General features: G+C 57.6%; 23 protein-coding genes. 13 read left to right on the forward strand and 10 right to left on the reverse strand.

Annotated elements, in window-relative coordinates; all coding sequences use genetic code 11:
* Positions 1-290 precede the first annotated feature (290 nt).
* Positions 291-458 carry a hypothetical protein gene (locus tag G9463_RS18545; RefSeq protein ID WP_165897493.1) on the forward strand — a complete coding sequence of 56 codons (168 nt, stop codon included), beginning with the start codon at positions 291-293 and terminating at the stop codon, positions 456-458.
* 52 nt (positions 459-510) lie between these two features.
* Here G9463_RS18545 and G9463_RS18550 read toward each other — a convergent pair whose 3' ends face one another.
* The 10 genes from G9463_RS18550 to G9463_RS18595 form a co-directional block, all read right to left on the reverse strand.
* Complete coding sequence (locus tag G9463_RS18550) at positions 511-1611, reverse strand: carbon-nitrogen hydrolase family protein (RefSeq protein ID WP_165897494.1); 1101 nt, start codon at positions 1609-1611, stop codon at positions 511-513.
* A gap of 102 nt (positions 1612-1713) precedes the next feature.
* The gene (locus G9463_RS18555; protein WP_165897495.1) at positions 1714-2952 is read right to left on the reverse strand and encodes an MFS transporter; all 1239 of its coding nucleotides are present in this window, start codon (positions 2950-2952) and stop codon (positions 1714-1716) included.
* A 596-nt stretch (positions 2953-3548) separates the two neighbouring features.
* A complete protein-coding gene (locus tag G9463_RS18560; protein ID WP_165897496.1) occupies positions 3549-5060 on the reverse strand; it encodes an aldehyde dehydrogenase in 1512 nt (503 codons plus the stop codon).
* 3 nt (positions 5061-5063) lie between these two features.
* On the reverse strand, positions 5064-6128 hold the full coding sequence (locus G9463_RS18565) for a zinc-dependent alcohol dehydrogenase family protein (protein WP_007190547.1): 1065 nt from the start codon (positions 6126-6128) through the stop codon (positions 5064-5066).
* Positions 6129-6323: 195 nt separating this feature from the next.
* The gene (locus G9463_RS18570) at positions 6324-7133 is read right to left on the reverse strand and encodes an ABC transporter permease (RefSeq protein WP_007190548.1); all 810 of its coding nucleotides are present in this window, start codon (positions 7131-7133) and stop codon (positions 6324-6326) included.
* Entirely contained in the window at positions 7123-8043 is a 921-nt protein-coding gene (locus G9463_RS18575) for an ABC transporter permease (protein WP_165897497.1), read from the reverse strand. Before G9463_RS18575 ends, G9463_RS18570 begins: the two co-directional genes overlap by 11 nt.
* Positions 8040-9176, reverse strand: coding sequence for an ABC transporter ATP-binding protein (locus tag G9463_RS18580; protein ID WP_165897498.1), 1137 nt, complete (start codon positions 9174-9176; stop codon positions 8040-8042). Before G9463_RS18580 ends, G9463_RS18575 begins: the two co-directional genes overlap by 4 nt.
* Before the next feature lie 64 nt (positions 9177-9240).
* Positions 9241-10434, reverse strand: a complete 1194-nt coding sequence (locus G9463_RS18585; protein ID WP_165897499.1) for a substrate-binding domain-containing protein — start codon at positions 10432-10434, stop codon at positions 9241-9243.
* A 189-nt stretch (positions 10435-10623) separates the two neighbouring features.
* On the reverse strand, positions 10624-11406 hold the full coding sequence (locus tag G9463_RS18590) for an IclR family transcriptional regulator (RefSeq protein WP_049938604.1): 783 nt from the start codon (positions 11404-11406) through the stop codon (positions 10624-10626).
* Positions 11407-11835: 429 nt separating this feature from the next.
* Positions 11836-12618 (reverse strand): IclR family transcriptional regulator, encoded by a 783-nt coding sequence (locus tag G9463_RS18595; protein WP_127014623.1) that lies wholly within the window; start codon positions 12616-12618, stop codon positions 11836-11838.
* Between the two features lie 528 nt (positions 12619-13146).
* Here G9463_RS18595 and G9463_RS18600 point away from each other — a divergent pair.
* The 12 genes from G9463_RS18600 (at position 13147) to G9463_RS18655 (ending at position 25437) form a co-directional block, all read left to right on the forward strand.
* On the forward strand, positions 13147-14244 hold the full coding sequence (locus G9463_RS18600; RefSeq protein WP_165897500.1) for an ABC transporter ATP-binding protein: 1098 nt from the start codon (positions 13147-13149) through the stop codon (positions 14242-14244).
* Position 14245: 1 nt separating this feature from the next.
* Positions 14246-15046: a creatininase family protein gene (locus tag G9463_RS18605; RefSeq protein ID WP_007190555.1), complete on the forward strand. Its 801-nt coding sequence runs from the start codon at positions 14246-14248 to the stop codon at positions 15044-15046.
* Positions 15047-15101: 55 nt separating this feature from the next.
* On the forward strand, positions 15102-16460 hold the full coding sequence (locus G9463_RS18610; protein ID WP_165897501.1) for a sugar ABC transporter substrate-binding protein: 1359 nt from the start codon (positions 15102-15104) through the stop codon (positions 16458-16460).
* Between the two features lie 9 nt (positions 16461-16469).
* Complete coding sequence (locus G9463_RS18615) at positions 16470-17408, forward strand: carbohydrate ABC transporter permease (protein ID WP_165897502.1); 939 nt, start codon at positions 16470-16472, stop codon at positions 17406-17408.
* Positions 17405-18250 carry a carbohydrate ABC transporter permease gene (locus G9463_RS18620; protein WP_127014627.1) on the forward strand — a complete coding sequence of 282 codons (846 nt, stop codon included), beginning with the start codon at positions 17405-17407 and terminating at the stop codon, positions 18248-18250. The genes G9463_RS18615 and G9463_RS18620 overlap by 4 nt, the downstream gene beginning before the upstream one ends.
* Before the next feature lie 40 nt (positions 18251-18290).
* The gene (locus G9463_RS18625) at positions 18291-19439 is read left to right on the forward strand and encodes a hypothetical protein (protein ID WP_127014628.1); all 1149 of its coding nucleotides are present in this window, start codon (positions 18291-18293) and stop codon (positions 19437-19439) included.
* Between the two features lie 47 nt (positions 19440-19486).
* Positions 19487-20656 carry a mandelate racemase/muconate lactonizing enzyme family protein gene (locus G9463_RS18630; protein WP_165897503.1) on the forward strand — a complete coding sequence of 390 codons (1170 nt, stop codon included), beginning with the start codon at positions 19487-19489 and terminating at the stop codon, positions 20654-20656.
* Positions 20657-20705: 49 nt separating this feature from the next.
* On the forward strand, positions 20706-21548 hold the full coding sequence (locus G9463_RS18635; RefSeq protein WP_165897504.1) for an SDR family NAD(P)-dependent oxidoreductase: 843 nt from the start codon (positions 20706-20708) through the stop codon (positions 21546-21548).
* Between the two features lie 6 nt (positions 21549-21554).
* Positions 21555-21929: a Rid family detoxifying hydrolase gene (locus tag G9463_RS18640; protein WP_004965989.1), complete on the forward strand. Its 375-nt coding sequence runs from the start codon at positions 21555-21557 to the stop codon at positions 21927-21929.
* Between the two features lies 1 nt (position 21930).
* A complete protein-coding gene (locus G9463_RS18645) occupies positions 21931-22569 on the forward strand; it encodes an HAD family phosphatase (protein ID WP_165897505.1) in 639 nt (212 codons plus the stop codon).
* Positions 22570-22896: 327 nt separating this feature from the next.
* A complete protein-coding gene (locus G9463_RS18650; protein ID WP_011222723.1) occupies positions 22897-23829 on the forward strand; it encodes a DMT family transporter in 933 nt (310 codons plus the stop codon).
* Positions 23830-24132: 303 nt separating this feature from the next.
* A complete protein-coding gene (locus tag G9463_RS18655) occupies positions 24133-25437 on the forward strand; it encodes a dicarboxylate/amino acid:cation symporter (protein ID WP_004965992.1) in 1305 nt (434 codons plus the stop codon).
* The last annotated feature ends 186 nt before the right edge of the window (positions 25438-25623 follow it).

Raw genomic sequence — 25623 nt, forward strand, 5'->3', positions numbered from 1 at the left:
GCTGGCGACATGGCGCCAGCAGGGACGCAATCCATATGACGAGCTCAAGCGAGTCTCCCGGAACAACGAGATGATTTCACGAGATCAGGCTGTGCCGGCCGTTGAGTCCTCGGGGTAAACACGTACCCTAAAACAATCCAAGGGCTATCTGTCACTCGTTCGGTATATTTGGCGAGAAGCACGCGTTCTGAGGGCAATCTATGCTAACAATCATTAAAATTACCTGTAATAAATACCCGTAATTATCCACCAACGGGCTTAGAATGCTATAGCAAGTACATAATATTGAAATGAGTAAATCACAAAAGAGAGCTACCGAGAACAACAAGTTCTCGAACAACGATTTTTATCTGCCGGCCGTCGCCCTCCCACCGAACTTCGGTCGTATTGAGTCGGTCGTGTCCGACCTCTTCGATTTCCACGGTGTCGTGTTGATTCCCGACAGTTACAACAAGTAATACTTCGACCATCGTTTTGCAGTCCGTTCAAGAATGGACTAGCTGCGACCGATTAGCCGACTAATTCGTCGGCGACTGCTTCGACAGCCTCGACAGGAACATCGTACTCGTCGGCTATCGCCTGTGCCCGTGCTGCTGAAAGCGAGCCGTTTCCGGCGACGGCATGCTTGCTGGCTTCTTGAGGCTGTGACGGCGCTAGTGTCTCGTCGCTGATGGACAAATTGACGGCGTCCCATCGGGTGTAATGACCCATCGCATCGAAGTACGCCTTTGTCGCCCGGCGTTCGTCGTCCCTGAACTCGGCAGTCAGGAGCCCTTCCTCGCCAATCAGTGGACCGGCTTTGACAATCCCCGCCGGGTTGACCAGCATACTCCCGCCCGCGGCGACGTTGAATCCGAGTTCGTCCTCCGAAAATCCGTCCGGCACAGCCTCGCTCATGTACGCCGAGCACGCAGCGACGAACGACTGGGTTTCGAAGGCGTACTCACGCATCGCGGGATAGACATCACAGGAGTCTACAGCTTCGCTCGTCTCCGCTCGGGTTTTGTCTCCGGGATGACCGTGCTGTTCCCAGAAGCCGGGCCAGACAGCAGCGTGTATCTCCTCACCCATTGTAGTCAGCGCCGCCTTCGAGAGCGTCATGTGGTTCTCATAGCAGATGAGGCCGCCGAGTCGGCCGACATCCGTTTCGTAGGTGGCCAGACTTGACGGGTCGCCACGGCCCCAGATGGCACGCTCCTCGTGGGTTGGCATTAGCTTCCGGTGACGGCCCATCAGCTCCCCGGTATTGTCGAAGTAAAACAGCGAATTGTAGAGCGTCTCGCTCCCCTGCCGATCACTAATTTCGTTCGTCCCCAGCACAAGCGTGAGGTCGGCTTCCGCGACTGCCTCGCCGAGTATTTCGATAGCCTCGTCGTCAACGTGGAGACTGTTCTTCTGGAGGTCCACCATCAGATCAGTCCATCTGGAGATAGAAACACTACCCCGCCAGTATGGGTACCCCGGGAAGTACGTCTCCGGAAAGACGACAATGTCTGCACCGTCCCGACCCGCCTGCTCGATATACCGGCATGTCTTGTCCAGCGTTCCCTCCTTGTCGTGGTAGACGGGCTCTACCTGCGCGGCCGCAAGTGTGAATGATTTGGCTGGCATTCGTTTGCAATACACAGGCTACCGGCAAATCAGTTGAGCCGATCTCTCCGGGATGCGGTCGTAGAACTGTGTCGTGAGAAACGGGGTTGAGCGCGTCTTATCCTACTGGCGTCCAGGCTCCGGGGCCTGCCATGCAACAACGATACCAGCGATAGCGACCGCGCCGGCCAGTAAAAACGCCGGTTCGAATCCAGCTCTGTTCACCACGGCGCCGCCGACAATCGGTGCAACAAACGCCCCCGCGAGGCCGATACTAGTCAGGAATGCGACCGCCGTTGCAGCGACGCGCGGGTCGACGAGTTCGCGGACGTACGTAAACGAGAGGCCAAGCGTCAGTTGGACCGCAAACCCGATCAGCAGGAGGACAGCAACAAGTAGTGCCAGCGAGCGAAACTGCGTAAACCCGAGGAGAAGCGGAGCGGCGAGACCGAACGACCACAGCACGACCGGTCGCCGTCTGCCATCAAAGACCCGGTCCGAAATGAGTCCGCCGCTGATTCGAGATACCACCCCAACAGCGGGGAATACAGCTACAACGAGCCCGCTCACGGCCAGAGAGAAGTCCAGACCCTGTGTGAGGTACGATGAGCCCCAGCTATTCACGAACAGGTACAGCGCGTAACCAAGGAAGCCGAGGACACCGACAAGCCAGACGCTCGGGCTCCGGAGCACGGCCCCGAATTCTCGCAGGGACGGGGCATCGCCGCGGCTCCCACCGTGCCCGTGGCTCGCTGGCCAGAAGACGGCCAGCCCCACGATTGCGGGGACAATGAAGGCCAGAAAGACAGCCGGCCAGCCGAACCGGTGGGCAATGAGCGGCCCCGTTCCCTGTCCAAGTGCAAAGCCGACCGGGCCGCTCGCAGTGAAGATGCCCACTGCTGTCGCGCGGTGAGAGCCATCGACGGCCCGGCTTACCATATCGATACCGGCGTTCCAGACGACGACATACGCGGCTCCCCCCAGTGCACGAGATGCAAGGATTGACTCGTACTGGCCACGCCGGCCGGCTCGCCATCCCCACACCCCGGCGATGACCAATATGCCCACCGCAAGGGCCATCGCGGTTCTTGAATCGGTCCGGTCCAGCACAGCACCGACAGGGAGGCTGACGACGACAGCGGTCCCGAACATGACCCCAACGACGAGACCGGCGGCTGTCGGCCCGACCTGCAGTGATTCCCGAATAAGCGGTGTAACGCTTGCAGGAACGATCTCGTAGGCAGCCAGTCCCATCGAGATGAGGCTTGTACCCGCTACGAGCCACCACGTCGAATTGGCTGTTCGGACAGGTGATTCAGCAGTGGTCTCGGAAATATCGGAATCAGTAGCCTGTGGTGTCATTCTGTCGGGCGAGGGCGTCCTGTCACTGCAGTGGGGTGGCTGGTGTCGAAACTAGAAGTACGAAGCGCAGTCAGTTCAAAAGGCGATCCTTTCGCGAGCGGTTCCCGAACAACATGGAAAGAGTTGCGTTGGCGGGAGCAGTGGCGACGAAGACTCACTATGTACCACTGAGATAACAGGGCGTATTGAAACCCTATGACCTGAAGCGGATGCTACAACAGAATCGTTGCCGAGTTCGCCGTAGTATGAACGTGGAATCCGTGGCATGACACATATATAAACAGGAGCAGAACAGATATATGGGCGCTTCGGCAGGTTTAGAGATTTCCATAGAAATAGGAGCCAATATTTACCAAGTTTGCTTCTATTTTTCGGATTACGCTACCAGCAAGCTCGTATTCGGAATTTGTTTGGTGTATATTCAACGTAGCTATGGCAGATACGCCTATACTCGCAAGAGCTATTACACAATTCGGTGTATTTCATCAAACAAGTCAACCAGAACCCGCCTGCTCCACGCGTGAAGGCGGGTGCCAAAATAACGTGCAAGATACCGTTGGAGGGGTGCTAGCGCCGGTTTTCGTGATTCTTTCACTTCAGATTTCAGGGCTGTCGAGGTTGACGTACACCGTTTTGGGTTGCTGGTACTGCTCTACCGCCGCCCTGCCGAGGTCGTGGCCGATTCCCGACTCTTTGAACCCGCCGTACGGACCTTCGGGTCGGATCGGTCCGTATGCATTGATGTAGACGACGCCTGCATCTATGTCTGCGGCAGCTTGGTGGGCGATATCAGTCGATTCTGTCGCGACCCCTCCAGCAAGGCCGAACTCCGTGTCGTTCGCCAGCGCGATGGCCTCATCATACGTCTCGAATGACTGGACAGTCTGGACGGGGCCAAAGATTTCTTCGCGCGCGATTCGCATATCGGGCTCGACATCTGTGAACACAGCCGGTTCAACGTAATGACCGTCAGCGAGGGCGCGGTCATCCGGTGCAGTGCCGCCAGTGACGAGCGTAGCACCCTCGTTTCGGCCGATGGTGACATAGTCCGACACAGTCTCAAACTGGTCCTCGTTGGTCAACGGCCCCATCGTCGTCTCATCATCGAGTGGGTCACCGAGCGTGTACGATTCAGCCCGGGCCACCAGTCGGTCGACGAACTCGTCGTGGACGTCTTCGTGGACAATTGCTCTGGACAGTGCATCACAGATCTCACCGGTGCTGTAGTAGACGCCTGCTGCGGCAGCGTCGACAGCCGTTTGCATGTTTGCATCGGGAAAGACGACAAGCGGCGACTTCCCGCCCAGTTCGAGCGTCACGGGAGCGATACGGGCGGCGGCAGTCTGCATGACTTCCTGACCGACGCTGCCACTCCCAGTAAACGAGAGCTTCCGGACACCTTCGTGTTCAGTTAGTGTGGCCCCAGTCGTCGACCCACCACCGGTGACAACATTGATCACGCCGTCGGGGAAGATCCCATCTGAGAGCTGTGCCATCCTGACCGTTGTCAACGGGGTGTACGCGGATGGCTTCAGCACAGAACAGTTGCCGGCAGCCAGGGCAGGCCCGAACTTCCATGCGGCCGCCCACGCAGGGAAGTTCCAGGGGGTGATCTGTCCGACAACCCCGTATGGCTCCATTCTCGTGTACATATGGAGGTCCCCCTGTGCCGGTATCTGACTTCCCTGTTGTGTCCTGGCAACTGCCGCATAGTATTCGAGCGTCCTGAGCGCGCCTTCGACTTCGCCGCGCGCTTCAGACAGTGGCTTGCCAGTATCGAGACACTCTAACAGGGCTAGCTCGTCGAGGTGCTCCTCCAGAACGTCAACCCACTCGCTAAGGCGCTGTGATCGGTCCGTGGGTGTTCGGTCACTCCACGTTTCAAAGCCGTCCCAGGCGACTTGCACAGCTTGGTTGACCAGCTCGTCATCACAGACCGGGACTGCCGTTATCGGTTCATCGATGACCGGGTCGCGTGTCGGAATCGGCTCTGAACCTGAGACTGAGGTCCCACCTATCCACGGCTCGATAACGATGTCCGCCAGCGCGTCCTCGTGGGCCTGCAGATGTCGCTTCCGCATAGCGGTTCGCGTCTCGCTGTCAGGCATAGCTCAGGCGAACTCGTTGACAACGGGAATCCCGATTGTCTCGTAGTCGGTCATGGCGGCCAGTTCGTCGCTAACGCCCTCCAGACCGATTTTGTCGGTTATAACGGCACCGGGGTCGAGCTTGCCGTTCTCGACCATCCGGAACATCTCACCGTACTTCGACGGCGGGAGGCCGCTAGAGCCCTGCACCTGAATCTCGTTCATTACGATCGTATCCGTGGGCAGCGAGTTGTACCCTCGCTGTTCTTTCGTCGTCAGGCCGATCTGGACGTGTCGCCCGCGCGTTCTGAGCGATTCGATAGCGTTCTGGCAGGTCTCCTCAATCCCCAGTGCGTCTAGAGAGACGTGCGCGCCGCCGTCCGTGATATCTCGGACCGCTTGTACGACATCGTCCTCTTCAGCTGCGTTGACGGTGTCGATGGCACCCAGCTCTTCAGCCATTTCGAGTTTTTCGTCCATCAGGTCGACACCGATGACGTTTCCACCCAGTGCGTCCGCGATGTGGACCGCTGACAGTCCGATACCACCGAGCCCCTGAACGACGACGTACTCACCGCGACTCACGTCGGCCTGATGGGCCATTCCACGGTACGATGTCATGAAGCGGCACCCCATGCCAGCGACCTCGACGGGGTCCACACCATCAGGGAGCTTCACAGCGTTGATGTCGGCGTTTGGAATCGGGACTTCTTCGGCAAAGGCCCCCGGCGCTCCGGGCTGGAAGCCGAGCCCCAGATGGTTCTCACAGAGGTTTTCATAGCCAACACGGCACTCGTGACAGTGGCCACAGGCAAAATTGAACGGGATGGCGACCGTGTCCCCTTCTTTGACTGTGTCAACATTCTCGCCGACTTCGACGACCGTCCCCGACGGTTCGTGGCCGAGAATATGGCCCCGCGGTGGCTTGTAATCAAACCAGTCCCAGTTGCCGACCCATCCGTGCCAGTCGCTCCGGCAGACACCGCAGGCATCGACCTTAGCGACGACGCCATCCGGGTCCGGGTCCGGGCGTTCGACGTCTCTGATAGCTAGCGGCTCCTCGTACTCCTCTAACACAGCTGCTCGCATACGTATTGTGTGACGGTACCACATTATAAAAATATTTTCCCGCTCTGCTCTTCAGATGGAATGATATGTAATTTTTTGAGAGTTGCTTGATAGCGTCCTCGTCATTTAGTCTTGTACCAAAAATATAGTAATCTCAGAAATTCAGCTTCGTCTGTTAGTCCGGCGATTTTACAATCGAAACGGCCCCCTGAAATTTCAGGACAACCGTTTCGCCACGAATTCGATATTTGTGGCGAGAGCAGCGGCGAGGAGCCCGACAACGGAGATGAGGATGAGGAATGTCGAGACGACACTGACGATAGGCGTAAGCGACTGGCGCAGGGAGTTCCAGGCAAGCACTGGAATCGTCTGCGTCTGATAGTTCGACAGGAACAGCGCCATCACGAACTCCTGCAGGCTGATAATGAACGCCAGCAGCGCAGACACAAGTATCCCGCTTTTGACGTTCGGCAGGATGACGTGGATGAACACACGGATCGGATTCGCCCCGAGGTCCATCCCAGCGTCGCGCAGTTGCCAGTCGAACCGCTGGAAGACGGACTGCATCACGAAGAACACGAGCGGTGTGGCCCAGAGACTGTGGGCCAAGATGATGCTGAGATACGACGACCGAAACCCAAGCCTGCTGAAATACACGAGCAGCGTCACCCCAAGGATGACCGGCGGAATGAGCAATGGTAGGATGACGATGGGCGTCAGGATATCACCGAACCGGCCTCTGTGTGCTTCAAGACCGAACGCAGCCGTGATGCCCATAAACGTAGCGACGACCGTCGTTCCGACACCGACGACGAGACTATTATCGAACGCTCGTAGCCACACCACATCGGCAAAGAACGCGCTGTACCATCGCAGGGAGAGCGCTTGCGGCGGGAACTGCAAGTTCCCCGACGCGGAGAAGGACGTTGCAATAACAATACCCAGCGGTAACAGCATGACAACGAATATCGCTATATAACCGATGCGAAACGCTGCCGTTCCAAGCCGTTCGAGACTACGTTGCATTGGTCACGTCACCTCCAAAGCGGCCGAGGACAGTGTAGATGACAAGAATGCTCACGAACATCAGGACGAGCATTACCGTCGAGAGGGCAGTGGCTATCGGCCAATTGAAATTGACTAGCATCTGCTCCTGCACTTCGAGTGCGAACGGGCGGTCGCTCCCTGCACCGAGCAGCGCCGGTGCGGAATACGCGCCGACGCTCCAAGCAAAGGAGATAACAGTCGCGACGGTGATTCCTGGCATAATCTCTGGCAGAACGACCGCAAAGAACGACCGGATTCGGCTGGCTCCGAGGTCCCTGGCCGCCTCGACAAGCTCCCATTCAACGGTTGTCAGGACGCTGTAAATTGCCAGCATCGCATACGGGAAGACGATATACACTTGTCCGATGACGACGCCAAGCGTGTTCGGGACTATCTGCAGGGGTGCCTGAATGAGGCCGACTGCGAGCAAGAGGCTGTTGGCCGTCCCGTTCGGAGCCAGCAACGGAACCCACACGTACGTCTTGATTACGAGTGTCGTCAACAGCGGCAGCACAACCGAAAATAACAGGGCCGATTTCCGCACCCCGCTCGCGCGCCAAGTGGCATATGCATAGAAAACCGCGAGGACGACTGTGAGTAGCGTCGCGATGATGCCGAGCTTGAACGAATACACGATGATTCCCTGGAGCAACTCAGACTGGAGGACCTGCACGTACGATGCGATGGTGAACGTCCCCTCGGCATACGGGAGGCCCTGTGACTGTTCGCTGAAACTGATGCGAACCAGCAACAGAAACGGAACCACGAACACCAGCAACTCGAACAGGATCAGTGGGCTCATCAGCAACAACGAGCGGCGAGAGCCAGACTGTCCCTCAAATAGCGACCAGAGGCGGTCTAACACAGTCGTTCTGGAGTCGACACTCATTGTCGGTCCCTCACCCTCGTGCCGTCGGGACGGAACAGCAGTATGTCATCGATATCCCAGCTGAGCTCAACCGTATCTCCTTCATCAATTGCTGATTGGTCAGTAACGCTCTGTTCGACGAACAGTTGCTCCCCGCCGATGTCGACGACATGGCGGATGCTGGAGCCGCGATAAATAGTACTCTCTACGGTCCCGGAAACACCACCACCACCGCCGTTACCGTCGGCACGGGTCTGGTGAGATGCCCGGGTTGATTCATCGGTGAGAGGAGCTATTTGCATGAACTCGGGACGGAGCGAGACAGTAAGGGACGCTTCGGGCTGGATTTTCGAAGTCACCGGTACACGGATCTCCGAGTCGAACTCCGTCACCAGATAGCTGTACTGGCCGTCACTGTCGCTTACAGTACCACTGACGAAGTTTGTATCACCCAGGAATTCCTCGACAAACTTGTTTTTCGGGTCCCGATACACTTCATTCGGCTCTCCGACCTGCACCAGTCGCCCATCGTTCATTATGCCGATACGATCAGCAAGGGTGAACGCTTCGTCCTGATTGTGTGTGACGTGAACGAACGTTTTCTGAAACTCTTCGTGAATATTTTTCAGCTCGATCTCCATCTCCTCACGCAGTCGCTTATCCAAGTTCGAGAGGGGTTCATCAAGCAGTAGCACGTCAGGGTCCACTGCCAGCGACCGTGCCAGCGCGACACGCTGTTTCTGGCCACCCGAGAGGTCGGTCGGACTGTGACTTTCATACCCATCCATGTGAACGCGGTCCAGCATCTCGCTGGCGCGGTCACGCCGCTGCTGTTTTCCCATGCCACGCATCTTGAGACCGAACGCAACGTTCTCAAGTACGGTCTTGTAAGGGAACAGCGCCCAGTTCTGGAACACCATCGAGGTGTCCCTGTCGTAGGCCGGTTCGTCGGTCACGTCCGCATCTCCGATGTAGACTGTCCCGGACGACGGTGTCTCCAGCCCACTGATCATTCGCATCGTCGTCGACTTGCCACAGCCACTGGGACCGAGTAAGCACAACAGTTCCCCGTCCCGAACGGATAGGGAGACATCTGTCACCGCATCGAGCTCCCCGAACGATTTCGAGAGGTTCTGTAGTTCTATCTCCGACATGAGTTATGCAATTCGTGTTGGCCACTGAGACACTGGTCCATTGTAAACATCGGTCCCGACATCGCTAGTTCGAACTCGCCTCCATCTCCGAGATCCGCTGGTTGAAGCTGTCAAAGTTCGAGTTGATGTAATCGAACTCCGGCCAGGCGACGAGCGCTGCTTCGTCACTGTTGTTGGGGAGGTCCTCGTTGAGTTTCTCAGTCGCGTATTCCATGTCCGTATTCGTAAACAGCGTTGGGCTGTTTTCCGACCACCGTGTCTGGGTCTCGGCGTCCAGCAGGAAATTCAAGAAATCCTCCGCCATCTGCCGTTTGTCAGTGCCACGGACCGGACACCAGTGGTTGACGAAACCGCTGTTTCTATCCGGTGCGGTGTGGCTCAGGTTAGGATAGTCGTCAATATCGTACGCGGTCTGTTCGTAGTACCACTGCGCGTGGTCAATAATGCCGTTCTCGAACAGTTGCCAGATGTCTTCCCCGGAAGAAGCCCAGCCCTGGATGTTCCACTGCTCCTCCATATAGTCAAACACGTCCATCGAGAGGTCCTCATCGTACACTTCCCCAGCAAGCTCCTTCGCATCCATCGCGACAGCAGCGTCATGCTGTGGGAACCACCAGAACCCTTTGTCGATACCGATTCCATTCCCGTTGGCGGCTTCTGGGGCGGCAAGGTCGGCCCAGGTGGTCGGTTCGAAATCTAGATCGTTTCGATAGATGAGCGTCGTCGGCGCACCGTCGACGGGGACCCCGAACTCCGTGGTTCGGAAATCAGTGTAATAGTCAATGACGCCATCCAGATTCGGCACGTTCTCCTCTCGTACCGGCAAGAACAGGTCATCGTTGCGACCAAGGAGGTAAAAATACCCCTCCGTGATGGTGACATCGAACGGTGGCTGATCCTCCGGTGCTGATCTGATTTTTGCCAGGATCTCGTTCCAGCCGCGGTTGACCTGTAATCGACCACCAGTCCGCTCTTCGTACATCGGTTTTATCGTTTCTTCGAAGCGGTCAGCGTAGTTCCCGCTCCAGACCATTACGCGCAGTGTCTCACCGCTGAAATCCTGGCCACTACTACTGTCGCCCGTGCTGGCACCGCCACTTTCACCACCGGTCCCACCGTCGCCGTCATCGCTGGCCAACGAAGCGCATCCAGCAAACACACCGGCGGTTCCAGCTCCGGCGGCGGTCAAGAACCGTCGACGGCTGGTTCCAGACTGTCGGATCGGTTCGCTCTCGGTATGCTCGTTATTGCCACACATTGCTATACGCACATATTCCACGCATATTATAAAAAACTACCTTCGATACCCCACTCTGATGCAACCACAGTCCGCGATTCCAGCAGAAAGCATCGCTTGGGAAGAAATGAAGTGGGATGTTCCAGCCAGAGACGGACTAGTAGTCGGTGGCTAGAAAACAGGGTGTTGTTACGAAACGCGCCGCCAAGATTAGTTCGTCGTTCGGAGACGCTCTTCAAGTTCGTCAACGACATCCCTGAGTGCATTCGGAACTTCCTGTTCGAGAACCATCCCATCGACCCGATAGGTCGGGCCCGAGACACTGAGCGCGCCAATCACGTCCCCCTCCGGCCCGTGAACGGCTTTCCCAATGCTTCGCATCCCGTCAGTGTACCCCTGATCGTCGACAGCGTAGCCGCGTTCTCGAATCTGCTCCAGTTCGGCGTGCAACTCTTCCCGCGACGTGATCGTGTGGTCAGTCCGTGCAGGGAGCCCCCACCGCTCGATAACGTCTTCGACCCGGGACTTGGAATAGGTGGATAACACCGCCAGCCCAGACGCGGTCGCGTGCATGTGATAATATGACCCCGTTCTGGCCCGGTACTCCTTCGATGGTCCGTCAGTGGTCGTCCCCTCGAACTTTGCCCACTTGTGGTACGATTCGGCGATTGTGATAACCCTGCCACGGTCCGGAGCCACGAAGTCACACTCTTCCTCTGTCCGTTCGGTGAGGGCTGCGATTGCTTCCTCGATATGCGGATAGCCGGGCCATCGGCTTCGTGCCTGTTCACCGTAATTCAAGAACCGCAACCCGACCTGGTAGATTTCGCCGCGTTTGACCAGAAAGCCGCTGTCGCGGAGCGTGGTGAGGTGCTTATGTGCAGTACTCTTTGCCACGTCTACCTCTTCAACGATATCCCGAAGCCGTGCACCGTCACGGTCGGAGACGATATCAATAATCTCGATCGATAGTTCCGTGGTATTCACAGACATATGTCGGCTGTGTGTCTGATGGGATTTAGTAGTTCGGTAGAACAAAACCAGAATCATGAAGTGTCATTCGCTATTATTTTCTATGTGAGTGTGTGACACTATTTTCGAGGCTAGTTCGATTGAGCGAAACAATGTCGGCACGGTCTGACTATCACGCAAAAAGAATAACAGAAGTACAGGCGTTATATGATGTAGGAGGTGACCCGAGACTTAGTCGTACAATCAAAATGAAGAAGAGACTCAGATGGCTTTCCCACGGTTTTTCTAGTTCGATCATATGAAACAGTCGAATCGAAACATAGGATATAGGGGTTGAACCGACAGGAGCCAATACCTACGCGGCGAAGTTCGGAGACAAAAGCCGTCCTATACTGACGCTACGTTTCTATTTTGTTTGTGGTGCTGAGCGTTTCACTATCATATTCTTGTCTATCCGTCTATCGTACTGTATTCGTAGTACTGACTTCGAACTTCGATTTCGTTTTTCGTATATCGAAGTATCTCAAGCAGATTTGCCATGTATCTGGAGGTGAATCGATCTCTGGGCCCAGTAATACCAAGAGACACCATGACTTCCTGTTCGTCGTTGAATATCGGAACAGCGACACCTCGAACACCTCTGAGATGCTCCTCGTCGTCTATCGCATAGCCCTGGTCGCAAATTCGTTCAAGCGCCGCTTCGAGAGCAGACCGGGATGACAACGTGTTATCAGTCCCTTTCGGAAGCCCATGGTCGGCAACGATTTCGTTTCGTTTTTCCACCGGAAGATGCGCCAGAATTACTTTGCCCAGCGATGTCCAGTGCATCTCTGTGTGATTCCCAATGGGAATTTCGTCGCCTGCAGCCTTTCCGCCTGAGCTCCTGTAGAGAATGACCCGCTGGCCGTTCTCCTCGATGCCGGCACCAGCAATCTCGCCAGTTTCTCTGCTGAGTTCTTCAACCTTATTGCGAAGCAGTCGGCCGATGTCCAGTCTTTGCCGAACGCTGCCACCGAGCTCAAGAAAGCGGAACGATCGACGATACTGCCCGGCTTCCTTGACAACGTAGTCCCGCTGGACAAGTGTGTTGAGGTGGATAAAGACAGTACTTGTGGGGATATCAAGATGAGACGCAAGCTCGGAAAGACCGACTGGTTCAACTTTTCCGAGAGCGGCGAGAATGTCCAGCGTTGTCTCGACCGCGCTGATCGTTTTGTTGTTTTGTGAGGGCATGGATGCGCTTTTTCTTGCAGGGTAAAATAGATTCCGTCGAGAGACAAAATGTTTCCAATCATATTGGAAACTGTCGGTGTCCCGTTAGAGACGATATTCTAACAAGGGTACGAGTGTTATTTTCTGCACTCTCCTTACTCTCGGGGAGTGGCAACAAACCACATGAACATGTGGGCTGGAGGCTTCAACACCTGATTCAGTAGTTACAGACACTCTGTCGTCGTTTTGTGACATTCGTGTATTCCGTACGAGCGTCCCACGTGACTTTCAATCTCATTGAAAGGGTTTGGAAACGCTCTGGTATCCTGTTTTCTACGCTTTAGTCGGTCTCTGCTCCGTATTCTGCAGCATACTATAGGTCATACTTGCGGGTGTAACGTTTGGCCTCGGTGCAGAACTGCCGGCTACGCAGTTATATCCGACGGTGCTCCACAGGCGGCCCGCGGGTTTCGATGTGATTGGTCTGCCTGACTCTGCCACCACTACCAACATTTATTAATGATGATTGCGATGCTTCTTCTACTCGGTATGAGCGAAGTTACACTATCAAACGTCAGCAAGGTATACGACGACGATGTCCTTGCAGTTGAGGACCTTTCTCTGGCCGTCGAGGACGGTGAGTTTGTCGTCGTTGTCGGCCCATCCGGATGTGGGAAATCGACCACACTTCGGATGATTGCTGGGCTCGAAACAGTCACCGACGGTGAGATTGCTATCGGGGGGAGCGTAGTCAACGACGTTCGTCCACAGGACCGGAACATTGCGATGGTGTTCCAGAGCTACGCGCTGTACCCGCATATGACCGTGCGCGATAACATGTCCTTCGGGCTCCGACTGTCAGGCGAGTACGATGATCAAATCGAACAGCGCGTGACTGAGGCCGCCGAACTGCTGGAGATTGCGGACCTCATGGACGACCTGCCGAAGCAACTCTCGGGTGGCCAGCAACAGCGTGTCGCACTTGGGCGGGCTATTGTCCGCGACCCGGACGTGTTTCTGATGGACGAACCGCTGTCGAATCTCGACGCGAAGCTTCGGACACAGATGCGCACGGAGATCCAGCGGATCCAAGAAGAGTTGGACGTGACGACGATTTACGTCACGCACGATCAGACGGAAGCGATGACGATGGCCGACCGGATCGTGATTCTCAATCAGGGTGAACTCCAGCAGGTCGCGCCACCGGAACGCTGCTACGATGAGCCCAACAACAAATTTGTCGCGGGGTTCATCGGGTCACCATCGATGAACTTCTTCGAAGCGAGTGTAACCAATAGCGGCGGGCACGCGACGTTCCACTCGTCAAATATTGAGTTTACGCTCAACGTCGACATTCCGGACGGGGAGTACACGCTGGGCGTCCGCCCGGAAGATTTCGTCGCCGAGGACGCCGGCGAGTACATCAATACAGTTGTCGATGTCGTAGAACCAATGGGGTCTGACAACTTCCTCTATCTGGAGACTGCAGGCGGGTCGAAAGAAGTCGTTGCCCGGGTCAATAGCGAGTACCGCCCAGAACGGGGCGACAAAATCGCGCTCGGGTTTCATACAGAGGATATGCATCTGTTCGGTCCAGATGGCGAGCGTGTGGAACTGAATCAGTTGCAGCGGACAGAGTCGGTGTAATATGTTGTACGATACTATCGGTCGGAAAGAGAGCGAGTGGGCTGGGATGACTGCGGGTCAGATCCGAAATGTCGGCGAACAGCCGGGCTCAGTTCTCGTTATTCCCGTCGGAAGCGTCGAACAGCACGGGAACCACCTCCCGGTCGTCACCGACACACTCCTCGTCGAGGCGATGGTCGACACTGCTATCGAGCGCCTAGATGGCGTTCCTGTCGTCGTGACACCGCCGGTCTGGAGTGGGTTCTCGCCACACCATCTGTCGTTCGGTGGGACCCTCTCACTCGAGTTCGCGCACTTGCGAGCGACACTTGAGGATATCGCACACGCTGGCATCCAGAACGGATTCGACGCGGTGCTGTTCGTCAACGGCCACGGCGGGAACAGTTCACTCATCGACGCCGTCGTGAGTACTGTGGGCGTCGACACTGATGCGGAAGTACTCGGGACGACGTACTTCCATCTGGCGTCGGATAGAATCGAGGAGCTCCGGACCACCGAGACAGGGGGAATGGCTCACGGCGGTGAGTTCGAGACGTCCCTCATGCTTGCGCTCCGACCAGACCTCGTGGGTGACCCGGCGGTCCGCGACGGTGAACCGATGGACGAACACTACGGCTGGGGCGGGCAAGACTTGCTTGACGGGGGCAACGTCTCTGTCTACCGCTCGTTCGACGAGTATTCCTCATCCGGAGCTATCGGGACGCCGAAGCAGGCGAGCGCGGAGACAGGCGAACGAATCCGCTCGGTCATCGGCGACGAACTCGCGGCCCTCATGGTTGCGATTCACGAGAACAATGCCTGACCAATGAGCGACACAACACAAAGAATTATGTACATGGAAATAGGTGACATTAACGATGCAGCCCGATAACAACGACAAGTCTGTCGAGGATAGTATCGACCGCCGACGGCTTCTCCAGGCGCTTGGCGCAGGCGGCGCCATCGCCATCGCCGGGTGCAGCGGCGACGGTGGGAGCGGCAGTGACGGGGGTGACGGCGACAGTGAGAGCGGCGGTGGCGGCAGCGACGGCAGTACGCAGAGCGTGCAGTTCCTCACGATGGGCGTCGGGGACAACATCAAGCAGTTCTTCGAGGAGAACAACGCGGCCTTCGAGGACGAACACGGCGTCGACGTAGAGTTCACCAGCGTTACGTGGGACAACGCACGGCAAACCGTGAACAACCGTGTCGACGGCGGCGAAGCGCCCGATGTCAGTCGGTGGCCGGCACGCTGGATCCCCCAGCTGGTGGGCAAAGACGCACTCGAACCGCTTGATGACATGATGGACGGGGAGTTCGGCGAGCAGTTCTACGACGGCGTGGCCGAGGGAACGATGTACAACGGCTCCCACTACGGCGTGCCATGGGCCGCCTCGAACAAGTGCCTCTACTACAACAAAGATGTCTTCGAGACGGCGGGGCTCGACCCCGAAGACCCGTCGCTTGAGTCGTGGCAGGATATGCTGGATGCCGCAACGCAGATCCGTGACAGTGATGCGAGCGTCCCAGCACTGGGCCTTGCAGGGGCCGACGCAATCGAAACCGGGTCGCAGTACTACCACTACCACTGGTCACACGGCGCGGACCTCGTCGACAACGAAGGTATGCCAGTCGTGAACTCCAGTGGCGCTGTTGATGCCCTCTCGTTGTACACCGACCTTCATCTCGAACACAATGTCACGCAGTCATCGCCACTCTCCTCAACTCGGCAGGACATCCGACAGCTATTCGAGAACGGTGACCTCGGGATGGTCATCGGGCACGTGTACACGGGACTCAACATCACCGCCGCGAAGGAAAACGGTGACGTCGACTTCGATTACGGTATCGTGCAGGTACCGCGTGGCCCTGAAGGTCGGTACAGCCTGTTCACTATCGACACGCTCGCCATCCTGAGTCAGAGCGAACACAAAGATCTCGCCCGGGATCTGGTTCGGTTCTACTTCGACGAGGAGCGGCGGTTCCAGTACTCGAAGCAGAAAGGGTTCCTCCCCGTCGTCGAAGCCGTCGGTGAGCGCTCGTACTTCTCGGATTCGGAGAACTGGGGACCGTTCGTCGAGGCGGGGCAGTACGCCCGCGCCCGACCGAAGCTCGGTAACTTCAGCGAGTTCAACGACCGGATGGTCCAAGCCATTCAGGAAGCACTGGCGGACCGGAAGTCACCGCAGAAGGCGCTCAACGATGCCCAGAGTGATCTCGAAGATGCCATGGAGTGACAGACAGGGATGAGTCTGGCAGAGGAATACACTGAAACGTCCGATGACTCACGTCTCGGACGAGGGCTGGCGTACGTCCAGCGCAATAGCCGAGCGTACCTCCTCATTGCTCCCGCAGCGGTGTTCCTGCTGGCCGTTGTCGGGTACCCGATCATCGAGACGTTCCGGTTGTCACTGTACCAGTCGCCGGCCGACTCGAACATCGAGACGTTCGTGGGACTCCAGCATTACGTCGAAATATTCAACAGCGACATCTTCTACCGACTGCTCTGGCAGACCGGTCGCTGGGTCGTCGCCGGTGTCGCGGGCAAGACACTGCTGGGACTGCTCATCGCCGTTCACCTCAAGGGAGATATCCGCGGTCGGAAGTTCTTCCGCACGGCGTTTCTCATCCCGTGGGGGATTCCCTACGCGATCTCCGCTGTGGTGTTCCGGTGGATAGAGCACCCGCAGTTCGGCTACCTCAACGCGATCTTGCTAAAACTCGGCATCATCGAACAGGGTATCGGTATCCTCGGAAACCCGAGTCTGGCGTGGCTCGGCGTCGTCGTGGCTGATATCTGGATCGGAACGCCGTTCATGGCGATTATCTTCCTTGCAGGGTTGCAATCGATACCACAGGAACTGTACGAGGCAGCCGCCATCGACGGTGCCGAGAAGTGGCACCAGTTCCGGTACATCACGCTCCCACAGCTCAAAAGCGTCGTCCTGATCGCCACGCTGCTGTCGACGATCTGGACGTTCGTCAGCTTCGACGTCATCTGGACAATGACCGGCGGCGGACCGATCAGTTCGACGGCAACGCTCGTCATTCACATCTATCAGGTGGGGCTCCAGAACGGGAACCTCGGGCGCGGAGCCGCCTACAGTGTCATCGGGTTCCTGTTCCTGTTCGGCTTCGCAATCATCTACCTGCGCATCTACACGCGCGGCGGTGACGAGCTATGACGATGGCAGGCCACGACCGGAGCAGTCTCCGCAAAGTCCGGCTCTACGGCGTGCTGATCGGACTACTCGGGCTCATGATGTTGCCGTTCTACGCGATGTTCTCGAGTACGCTCAAGCCGGAGTCGGAGATCTTCGCTGCACCGGCGACTCTGGTCCCCAGCGACCCCAGCCTCCAGGCCTACCTGCAGGTCTGGACACAGACCGACGTGTTGCTCTGGGTCGGCAATAGCTTCATCATCTCGGTGGGGACGGTCGTGTTGACGCTTCTGCTGGCGATACCGGCCGCGTACTCATGTGCCCGGAACGACTTCGTGGGGAAGCGAACCTTTCTCCTCTCCGTGCTGGTCGTCCAGATGTTCGCGCCGGTTGTGTTGATCGTCGGCCTCTTCGATGTTATCTCTCAGATGGGACTGTTCAACACCTATCTGGCTGTGATCGTCCCGGCGGCAGCGTTCACGCTGCCGTTCAATGTCTGGATGCTGTACGGGTATTTCAAGACGATCCCCGTCGCGCTCGAAGAGTCAGCGCGTATCGACGGCGCGAGCCAACTGCAGATCCTCACGAAGATCGTGCTCCCGCTCACGAAGCCGGCGCTGGTCGCCAGTGTCACCTACACGTTCCTCTACGCGTGGAATCGGCTGCTGTTCGTGCTTACCTTCCTCACTGACAGTGCGAAGTACAACATCCCGCGCGGCGTCTTCTCGATGGTTGGTGCGCTGCAGACCGACTGGCGGATGATGCTCACCGTCTCTGTTATCGGTATTATCCCACTCCTGATTTTGTTTGCCTTCCTAGAGGAGTATATCGTGGCTGGCATGACGGCTGGCGCAGTCAAGGAGTAACCGCCTCTACTTTTATTATCGCCGCCATAGTTGGTCGCGTATGGAATTCGCGATGTGGGCGTACCCGTGGGACCTTCTGGACGAAGGGCCGGCCGAGGTGGAAACACGACTGCGTGGCGTCGGCGTTGACGAACTGAACCTTGCGACGAACTATCACACTGTGCAGGCATTCACGCCACACAATCCGGAGCGGCGGACGCTGTTCGCCCGCGCGAGTTCGTATTTCGAGCCCGGGCCAGAGTACGGGGACCTCGAACCAGTGCCGTATGAACAGATGGACGGGGACTGGGTCGCGGACATCGCCGCCGGCCTGTCAGAGCTTTCACTCAATTCCTGGACAGTCGGCTGCCACAACTCTCGGCTCGGGATGGCCAACCCCGAGTACACGCTGGAATCTGCACACGGTGACGACCTGATCTTTGGCCTGTGCCCGTCCCAACCCGCGGTCCAGACGTATCTCTCGGCACTGGTCTCGGATCTGGCGGCCCGCGATACGTTTGCCCGTATCGAACTGGAAACGTTCGATTACTTCTACGGGACGGGCTTTGGATGGCACCATCAGAAGATTCACGCACGGCTGGGGGTGCTCGGAGAGTTCCTGCTCGGGATGTGTTTCTGTCCACACTGTCAGGAGAATGCGACGGCTGAGGACGTCGATGCTGAACAGGCACGCGAGACGGTAGCCAACGCGCTGGACGATATCGTCGCTGGCGAGCTGTCACATGACCGCTCACCGGAGGCTTGGCTTGCGGAGCACAGTACTGTCGCCGCGTACGTCGATGTCCGCGAACGGACGCTGTCGTCACTGTACGCCACACTGGCTGACGCCGCGGGAACAACACCGCTTGGCTACTACGTCGGCGCACCGGAACCCGGCCGCGAGTGGATCGTCGGGGCCGACCTACAAGCGCTCTCGAACCACGTCGATTACTACTGTCTGCCGGCCTACGAGTCGTCAAGTGACGCAGTCATAGGTGCGTACAACGCCGTTGAGACGGTGATTGATGACGTGCCACTCCACGTTGGTCTCCTGCCGGGCCATCCGGCCATCGACGACGAGGCGACCGTGGTCGATATCGTGGAGACTCTCGACTCGAAAGGAGTGCCGCGGCTATCCTTCTATAACTACGGACTGCTTCCAGAGCAGTCACTGGAGTGGGTCGAAACCGCCATCGAGACAGTGAGCTGAGAGGGGGAAGCGGTACTTTGATATCGGTTCCCGGACGACAGAATGGCATGGAGATAACTGGCGTGTCAGCGGTAACTGTAGATGTACCGTTGGCCGACTTGGATGAGCATCTCGGAATCGGGCCGTACGTGACCAACCACGGAAAGTTACGTTCGATGGAACGCGTCCTCGTCCGTGTCGACACAGATGAGGGCATTAGCGGCTGGGGCGAGATGCGTGTCTTCCTGTCACCGGAAGCCACCGAGTCGATTATCGAAGACGGGGTTGGGCCGATGATTGAGGGCCAGTCGCCGTTCGAAATCGAGCGACTCCGCCGGCAGGTGTTCGTCGAGTACACCAACGTCGATATGTTCTTTGCCGCCGTCGAAACGGCCTGCTGGGACATCGTCGGGAAAGCCCTCGATAGACCAGTGTACGAGCTGCTCGGCGGATGGACAGCACCGACACAGGGGACACAACAACACCGGCAAAGCGTCGATGGCGACAGTACTGCTCCTATTGAGGTCCCTGTTGCCTTCTGTCTCGGCATCCTCTCGCCCGAGGAGTCTCGTGTCAAAGCCCGAGAAGCGCACGAAGCGGGCTTCACTGTCCTCAAAACGAAGGCAGGACGGGACTGGCGACAGGATGTCGAGCGAATCAGAGCGATGCACGATGAGGTCGACGGACAGCTCGAATTTCGACTCGACCCGAATCAGGGCTGGACGCTCGACCAGGCGGTTCGGGTCGGCGCGATGCTCGAAGATGCGGGTATCTACCTGCAGTATATGGAACAGCCGATTCGCGTCGATGCACACAGATCGCTAGCCCGGCTCCGACAACGACTCCGCCAGCCGATCGCGCCGAACGAGGACACGTATATCTCGCATAATCTGCAATCGCTTGTCGAAGCTGGCGCGATGGATGTCGGCGTTATCGACCTGACCCCAGCCGGCGGCATCAGTGGAATTCGACAGCAGGCCGCCATGCTTGAAGACGCCGGGGTTCCCTTTACCCACCACTGTGCGTTCGACCTGGGGATTCGAACGGCGGCGATCCTCCACGCGTTCACCGGCATCCCGGGCTTTTCCTTGCCCCCAGATTCGACGTACTACGGCTGGGAGGCAGACATCATTGAGCGGCCGTTCGAGGTCAGCAACGGCTGCCTCCCGGCCCCGGACGGTCCTGGTCTCGGAGTTTCTATCGACATGGCTGCCATCGAGGAGTATCGAATCACATGAACGGCCAAGAGCAACTTTCAAGAGGGCAGCTTACGTGGGTGCCAGTGTCATGGTAAAGCTATCATTAGCGGACCGGCCAGCCATTGTGACTGGCGCGTCACGGGGTATCGGGCGCGAGATCGCGGCCCGGTTCGCCGAAGCTGGTGGCGATGTCGTCGTCTGTTCGCGCACCTACGAGGACGTGGAAGCGGTTGCGACGGAACTGACCCAGACACACGATGGCCGCGTTGTTCCGGTCGAATGTGACGTTACAGACCGGGAGGCGGTACGGGACCTTGTCGACACGACCATCCAAGAGTTCGGGGACATCCGCGTGCTTGTGAACAACGCTGGTGGCGCAGACGAATCCGCCAATCTGTTGCACCGGTGTGACGAGGAGACCTTCGAATCGATGGTCGACCTGAACCTGAAAAGCCAGTTCCTCCTGAGCAAAGAGGTACTGCCAGCGATGGTCGCCGCTGGCGGCGGGTCGATAATCCATATGGGATCAGTCAACGGCCTGTTCGGTATCGGTCTCTCCGGCTACTCCGAGGCGAAAAGCGGACTCCTGGCGCTCTCCCGAAACATCGCCGCCCACTACGGGCAACACGGGGTCCGCTCGAACGTTATTTCGGCGGCGACCATCGAAACAGCGAACAGGCGGGCGGAGATGGAAAACACGGAGGAACGGACCGGTGAAACGAGCGCCCGGGAGCGCTGGCTCGACCAGTATCCGCTCGGGCGGTTCGGCACACCGCGAGAAGTCGCTGATACGACCCTATTCCTTGCCTCCGAAATGTCGAGTTTCTTGACCGGTGAGAATCTGGTGCTTGACGGCGGATTGACGACGAGCCTGCCAACATCGTTCATCAACGAGGTCTACGATGCGGACGAAAAGCCGACACCCAATTAAACAGCCATGGAAGAACTAACAACAGACGACGCACCTGATAGTATCGGCCCGTTCTCACAGGGAATCGCTAGCGGTGACCGTATGTACGTTTCCGGGCAGGGGCCAGTCGACCCGGATACCGGCGAGGTAATCCAGGGCACGCCCGGTGAACAGACCCGGCGTACACTCCGGAACGTCGCGGCCGTGTTGCAGGCCGGTGGCGCTTCGCTTGACGATGTGGTGAAGGCGACGGTGTTCGTGAAGGATATGCGATACTACGACGAGGTGAACGAGGTGTACGGTGAGCTCATGTCACCACCCTATCCTGCACGCAGTGCTGTGGAAGTCGTTAAATTGCCAGTCGATATCGACGTTGAGATAGAGGTTGTTGCAGAACGGTAGTATGTCGCATCTTGTAGTGTTCGACCTCGACGGGACGCTCACTCGACAGCGCGGCGGGTTCGAGCTGTTGCACACCCTCTACGGAACAACACCGGAAGCCGAGACGCTAATGAACCGGTTCGAGGCCGGAGAAATTACGTTTACAGAGTGGTGTCAGGGAGCGGTCGACGTGTGGCGTGCGAACGATATCACCAGATCAGATATCACTCGTGCGACCCGGGCCCTCAAGCCGAAAGCAGGTGCTGTCGACCTCCTCGCCCACCTCCAGCAAACGGATATCCGATTCGGCATCCTCAGTGCCGGCGTTGCGAACCTTGCAGCGCGATTCGAGCCGTACGAACCGGCGTTTGTTCGTGGAAACTGGCTTCGGTTCGAGGATAGACGGGTTTCGGCTATCGATATCGGTGTCGGTCCCAATGAGAAAGGAGAGCTACTGAGAAAAATTCGAAGCAAACAGAATCCTGTCTCAATCACCTATATCGGCGATTCACACACTGATACAGAGGCGTTCATCGAGGCAGATACCGCGGTGTTATTTGACCCCGATGAACGCGTTCCCGAAACAGCAGTCGACGCAGCGGACACAATCATTGAAAGTGCGGATATAGCAGAGGTACAGAACTGCATTCCAACGGCATAGCCCGCTATTCGCCGGCATAGACTTATATCCAGATAGGGTGTTTTCTTATTATTTCTGCAATATATGTTCTCAAATCTGAAATATGCTTACCCATATAGTTCATATTACATCCAAATGCCGGTTCTGAAGCAGGCTTAGCTTTCGGTGTGAGAACTGGACCGCTGTCGACGTTACTCACTACTACACTGGTCCCAACCGTGTATTCCCCGGACAGATGCCGCCCGGTCATCGGCACCGCGTCAGTGGTCGCTGGCGCAGTGGCAACATCTAGCAATTTGCAACAGGCTTCGACGGCCCTTTTACCGTCGGGTGGTGACCGGCAACTGAATGAGTCGCTATCGAACGACCGGTTGCTTTCTCCTCCTGGCTGCAATCTGGGGTACTGCATTCATGGCGACAGATGTCGGCCTTGCCGACCTGCCGCCAGTACCGTTCGCTGCCGTCCGCTTCGACATCGCCTCCGTTCTCCTGTTTGCCGCGCTGGCTGTCACAGGCGCGCTAGAGCGGCCACAGACCCGCGACGACTACGTGTACGTCCTCGCTGGGGGTTCGCTTATGATCGGGGTGCATCACGTATTCCTGTTCACCGGGCAACAGTACGTCACCGGGGCCGTCGCCGCCGTACTGCTCGGTCTCGTTCCCGTCGTAACGCCCGCGCTGACGAAGCTCGCGTCGAGCGATGACACGTTCACCGCGAATACTGGGGTCGGCGTGGTACTCGGCTTCGCCGGCGTTGTCGTCATTGCTGACCCTGACCCAGCGAATCTCCTCAGCAGTACTATCGGAATCGCGCTCGTGTTCGCAGCAGCACTGGCGTTCGCCATCCCGGCCGTCGTCACGCACGACACCAGTCCGTCGATGTCGTTTCTGGCCACACAGGCGTGGTTGATGGCTATCGGAGCCGCTGTCCTCCATCTCACCGTACTCGTACTTCCCGGACAGTCGTTTGCGGACGCATCGTGGACGCCGTCCGCGCTTGCGGCGCTGTTGTATTTGGCTGTCGTCGCCGGTATCGGCGGTTTCCTGCTGTACTTCCGGTTACTTGACCAGCTGGGCCCTATCGAGATGAGTTTCATCGAGTACGTCATCCCCCTGTTCGCCGCGCTCGCCGGCTGGCTCGTGCTCGGTCAGCAGGTCACGCTCGCCACCGTCGGTGGGTTCGGATGTATCCTGCTGGGATTCATCGCGGCGAAGTGGACGGCGCTGCGAGCGGAGCTTCGTCGGGTCGTCGAACCGAAAACCAGTCCACCGGCCGACTGACCACAACCGGGTGAGCAGGCCGTCACTGACTGGACCACTCTCTAGATACGGGAAACTCGACAGCGAAGCGAGAAACGGTAAGAATGACCGTCAGGCAGGAGTGCCAACGGCGTCGCGCTTCTGAAAACAAGCGAATTCCAACCGCTATTTTGCTATCCTTTTCAGATGAACGGCTGTAGCACTTGCCATTTGGCGACAGACCCGTCTGAAAACGGAACCTTGTAAGAGAAAACCGCATCATAGCCGCTTGCACATACTGGCGGGGCTAACGGGTTTTTATAAGACTACCCGTTGCTGTGTGATATGATACAACCCATTCGCACGCTATGGAGCCGGTATCGATCTATCCCGCTCATCTGGCGCATCTTTGTCGCCTTCGTACTGGGAGCAGGTGCCGGTATCGTGTTCGGGGAGCAGATGGCTGTCGTCAGACCAGTAGGCGACCTCTTCCTCCGACTGCTCAATATGCTGGTCATCCCGATTATCGTCTTCACACTGCTGACCGGGATTCGACAGCTCTCACCCGCAAAACTTGGAAAAATCGGCGGTGCGACAGTCGGTCTCTACGCCCTGACGACGACCCTCGCAGGAATCATTGGTCTCGCGGTTGCAAACGTGCTTCAGCCGGGTCGTGGGCTTGAATTCGGCGGCGGTGAAGCGCAATCGAAAGCGCCGCCGTCGTTGCTTGATGTCGTTCTCGGTATCGTGCCGAACAATCCCGTCGCGGCGCTCGCAGAGGGGAATCTGCTGGCGACGGTTTTCTTCGTCATCGTCTTCGGAATCGCGCTGACATACGTCCGTGCCCGGCAAGACGCGCTCGCAGAGAGTGTCGATTCAGTGTTCGAGGCCTTCGAAGTGGGTGCTGAGGCGATGTTTGTCATCGTCCGTGGCGTCCTCGAATTCGGTGTGCTCGGTGTGTTCGCGTTGATGGCGTCCGGCATCGGCACTGAAGGCATCGGCCTGTTCTCCTCGCTGGGCGAGCTCGTGTTGGCAGTCACTATTGCAATCGGCATTCACATCGGCTTCACCTATCTCGTTCTTTTGATGAGCGTGATTGCCGACGTGTCGCCGATTGCGTTCCTCAGCGGAGCGAAGGACGCGATGGTGACTGCGTTCGCGACTCGGTCGTCGAGCGGAACGCTCCCTGTTACGATGCGCAATGCGGACGAAGACCTGCAGATCGCTGAGCGAGTGTATTCGTTCACGCTCCCGGTCGGTGCCACGGCGAACATGGATGGTGCTGCCATCCGACAGGCGGTCACCGTGATGTTTGCCGCAAACGTCGTCGGACAGCCACTAGTGCTTACTGAGCAAATTTTCGTCTTAATTGTGGCCGTCCTCATCAGCATCGGAACCGCTGGCGTTCCGGGAGCGGGGATCGTCATGCTCACTGTGATTCTCACACAGGTCGGCCTTCCGCTGGAGGTCGTTGGATTCGTCGCTGGGGTCGACCCTATTCTTGGGCGGATTGCAACTATGAACAACGTCACTGGCGACCTCGCAGTTTCGACCGTTGTGGGGAAGTGGAACGACGGACTCGACCGTGGTGAGGGCGTCTGGTCACGAAACCTGAGCGGAGTCGCTGAGTTCGTTCCCGGTGACGACTAAAGCGAACGGCGGGAGCGATTCCAACAGCCCCTAATGCTGGTACAGTTGTTATTCTAATCGTACGTGTTTACCCCGAGGACTCAACGGCCGGCACAGCCTGATCTCGTGAAATCATCTCGTTGTTCCGGGAGACTCGCTTGAGCTCGTCATATGGATTGCGTCCCTGCTGGCGCCATGTCGCCAGCA

Origin of the sequence: Haloarcula sp. JP-Z28, from assembly GCF_011440255.1 — an archaeon.
GTDB lineage: Archaea > Halobacteriota > Halobacteria > Halobacteriales > Haloarculaceae > Haloarcula > Haloarcula marismortui.

What these genes read in the sequence shown, in the direction of transcription:
- G9463_RS18545 (WP_165897493.1), top strand. Translation starts at nt 291, where the DNA reads ATGAGTAAATCACAAAAGAGAGCTACCGAGAACAACAAGTTCTCGAAC.
- G9463_RS18550 (WP_165897494.1), bottom strand. Translation starts at nt 1,611, where the DNA reads ATGCCAGCCAAATCATTCACACTTGCGGCCGCGCAGGTAGAGCCCGTC.
- G9463_RS18555 (WP_165897495.1), bottom strand. Translation starts at nt 2,952, where the DNA reads ATGACACCACAGGCTACTGATTCCGATATTTCCGAGACCACTGCTGAA.
- G9463_RS18560 (WP_165897496.1), bottom strand. Translation starts at nt 5,060, where the DNA reads ATGCCTGACAGCGAGACGCGAACCGCTATGCGGAAGCGACATCTGCAG.
- G9463_RS18565 (WP_007190547.1), bottom strand. Translation starts at nt 6,128, where the DNA reads ATGCGAGCAGCTGTGTTAGAGGAGTACGAGGAGCCGCTAGCTATCAGA.
- G9463_RS18570 (WP_007190548.1), bottom strand. Translation starts at nt 7,133, where the DNA reads ATGCAACGTAGTCTCGAACGGCTTGGAACGGCAGCGTTTCGCATCGGT.
- G9463_RS18575 (WP_165897497.1), bottom strand. Translation starts at nt 8,043, where the DNA reads ATGAGTGTCGACTCCAGAACGACTGTGTTAGACCGCCTCTGGTCGCTA.
- G9463_RS18580 (WP_165897498.1), bottom strand. Translation starts at nt 9,176, where the DNA reads ATGTCGGAGATAGAACTACAGAACCTCTCGAAATCGTTCGGGGAGCTC.
- G9463_RS18585 (WP_165897499.1), bottom strand. Translation starts at nt 10,434, where the DNA reads ATGTGTGGCAATAACGAGCATACCGAGAGCGAACCGATCCGACAGTCT.
- G9463_RS18590 (WP_049938604.1), bottom strand. Translation starts at nt 11,406, where the DNA reads ATGTCTGTGAATACCACGGAACTATCGATCGAGATTATTGATATCGTC.
- G9463_RS18595 (WP_127014623.1), bottom strand. Translation starts at nt 12,618, where the DNA reads ATGCCCTCACAAAACAACAAAACGATCAGCGCGGTCGAGACAACGCTG.
- G9463_RS18600 (WP_165897500.1), top strand. Translation starts at nt 13,147, where the DNA reads ATGAGCGAAGTTACACTATCAAACGTCAGCAAGGTATACGACGACGAT.
- G9463_RS18605 (WP_007190555.1), top strand. Translation starts at nt 14,246, where the DNA reads ATGTTGTACGATACTATCGGTCGGAAAGAGAGCGAGTGGGCTGGGATG.
- G9463_RS18610 (WP_165897501.1), top strand. Translation starts at nt 15,102, where the DNA reads ATGCAGCCCGATAACAACGACAAGTCTGTCGAGGATAGTATCGACCGC.
- G9463_RS18615 (WP_165897502.1), top strand. Translation starts at nt 16,470, where the DNA reads ATGAGTCTGGCAGAGGAATACACTGAAACGTCCGATGACTCACGTCTC.
- G9463_RS18620 (WP_127014627.1), top strand. Translation starts at nt 17,405, where the DNA reads ATGACGATGGCAGGCCACGACCGGAGCAGTCTCCGCAAAGTCCGGCTC.
- G9463_RS18625 (WP_127014628.1), top strand. Translation starts at nt 18,291, where the DNA reads ATGGAATTCGCGATGTGGGCGTACCCGTGGGACCTTCTGGACGAAGGG.
- G9463_RS18630 (WP_165897503.1), top strand. Translation starts at nt 19,487, where the DNA reads ATGGAGATAACTGGCGTGTCAGCGGTAACTGTAGATGTACCGTTGGCC.
- G9463_RS18635 (WP_165897504.1), top strand. Translation starts at nt 20,706, where the DNA reads ATGGTAAAGCTATCATTAGCGGACCGGCCAGCCATTGTGACTGGCGCG.
- G9463_RS18640 (WP_004965989.1), top strand. Translation starts at nt 21,555, where the DNA reads ATGGAAGAACTAACAACAGACGACGCACCTGATAGTATCGGCCCGTTC.
- G9463_RS18645 (WP_165897505.1), top strand. Translation starts at nt 21,931, where the DNA reads ATGTCGCATCTTGTAGTGTTCGACCTCGACGGGACGCTCACTCGACAG.
- G9463_RS18650 (WP_011222723.1), top strand. Translation starts at nt 22,897, where the DNA reads ATGAGTCGCTATCGAACGACCGGTTGCTTTCTCCTCCTGGCTGCAATC.
- G9463_RS18655 (WP_004965992.1), top strand. Translation starts at nt 24,133, where the DNA reads ATGATACAACCCATTCGCACGCTATGGAGCCGGTATCGATCTATCCCG.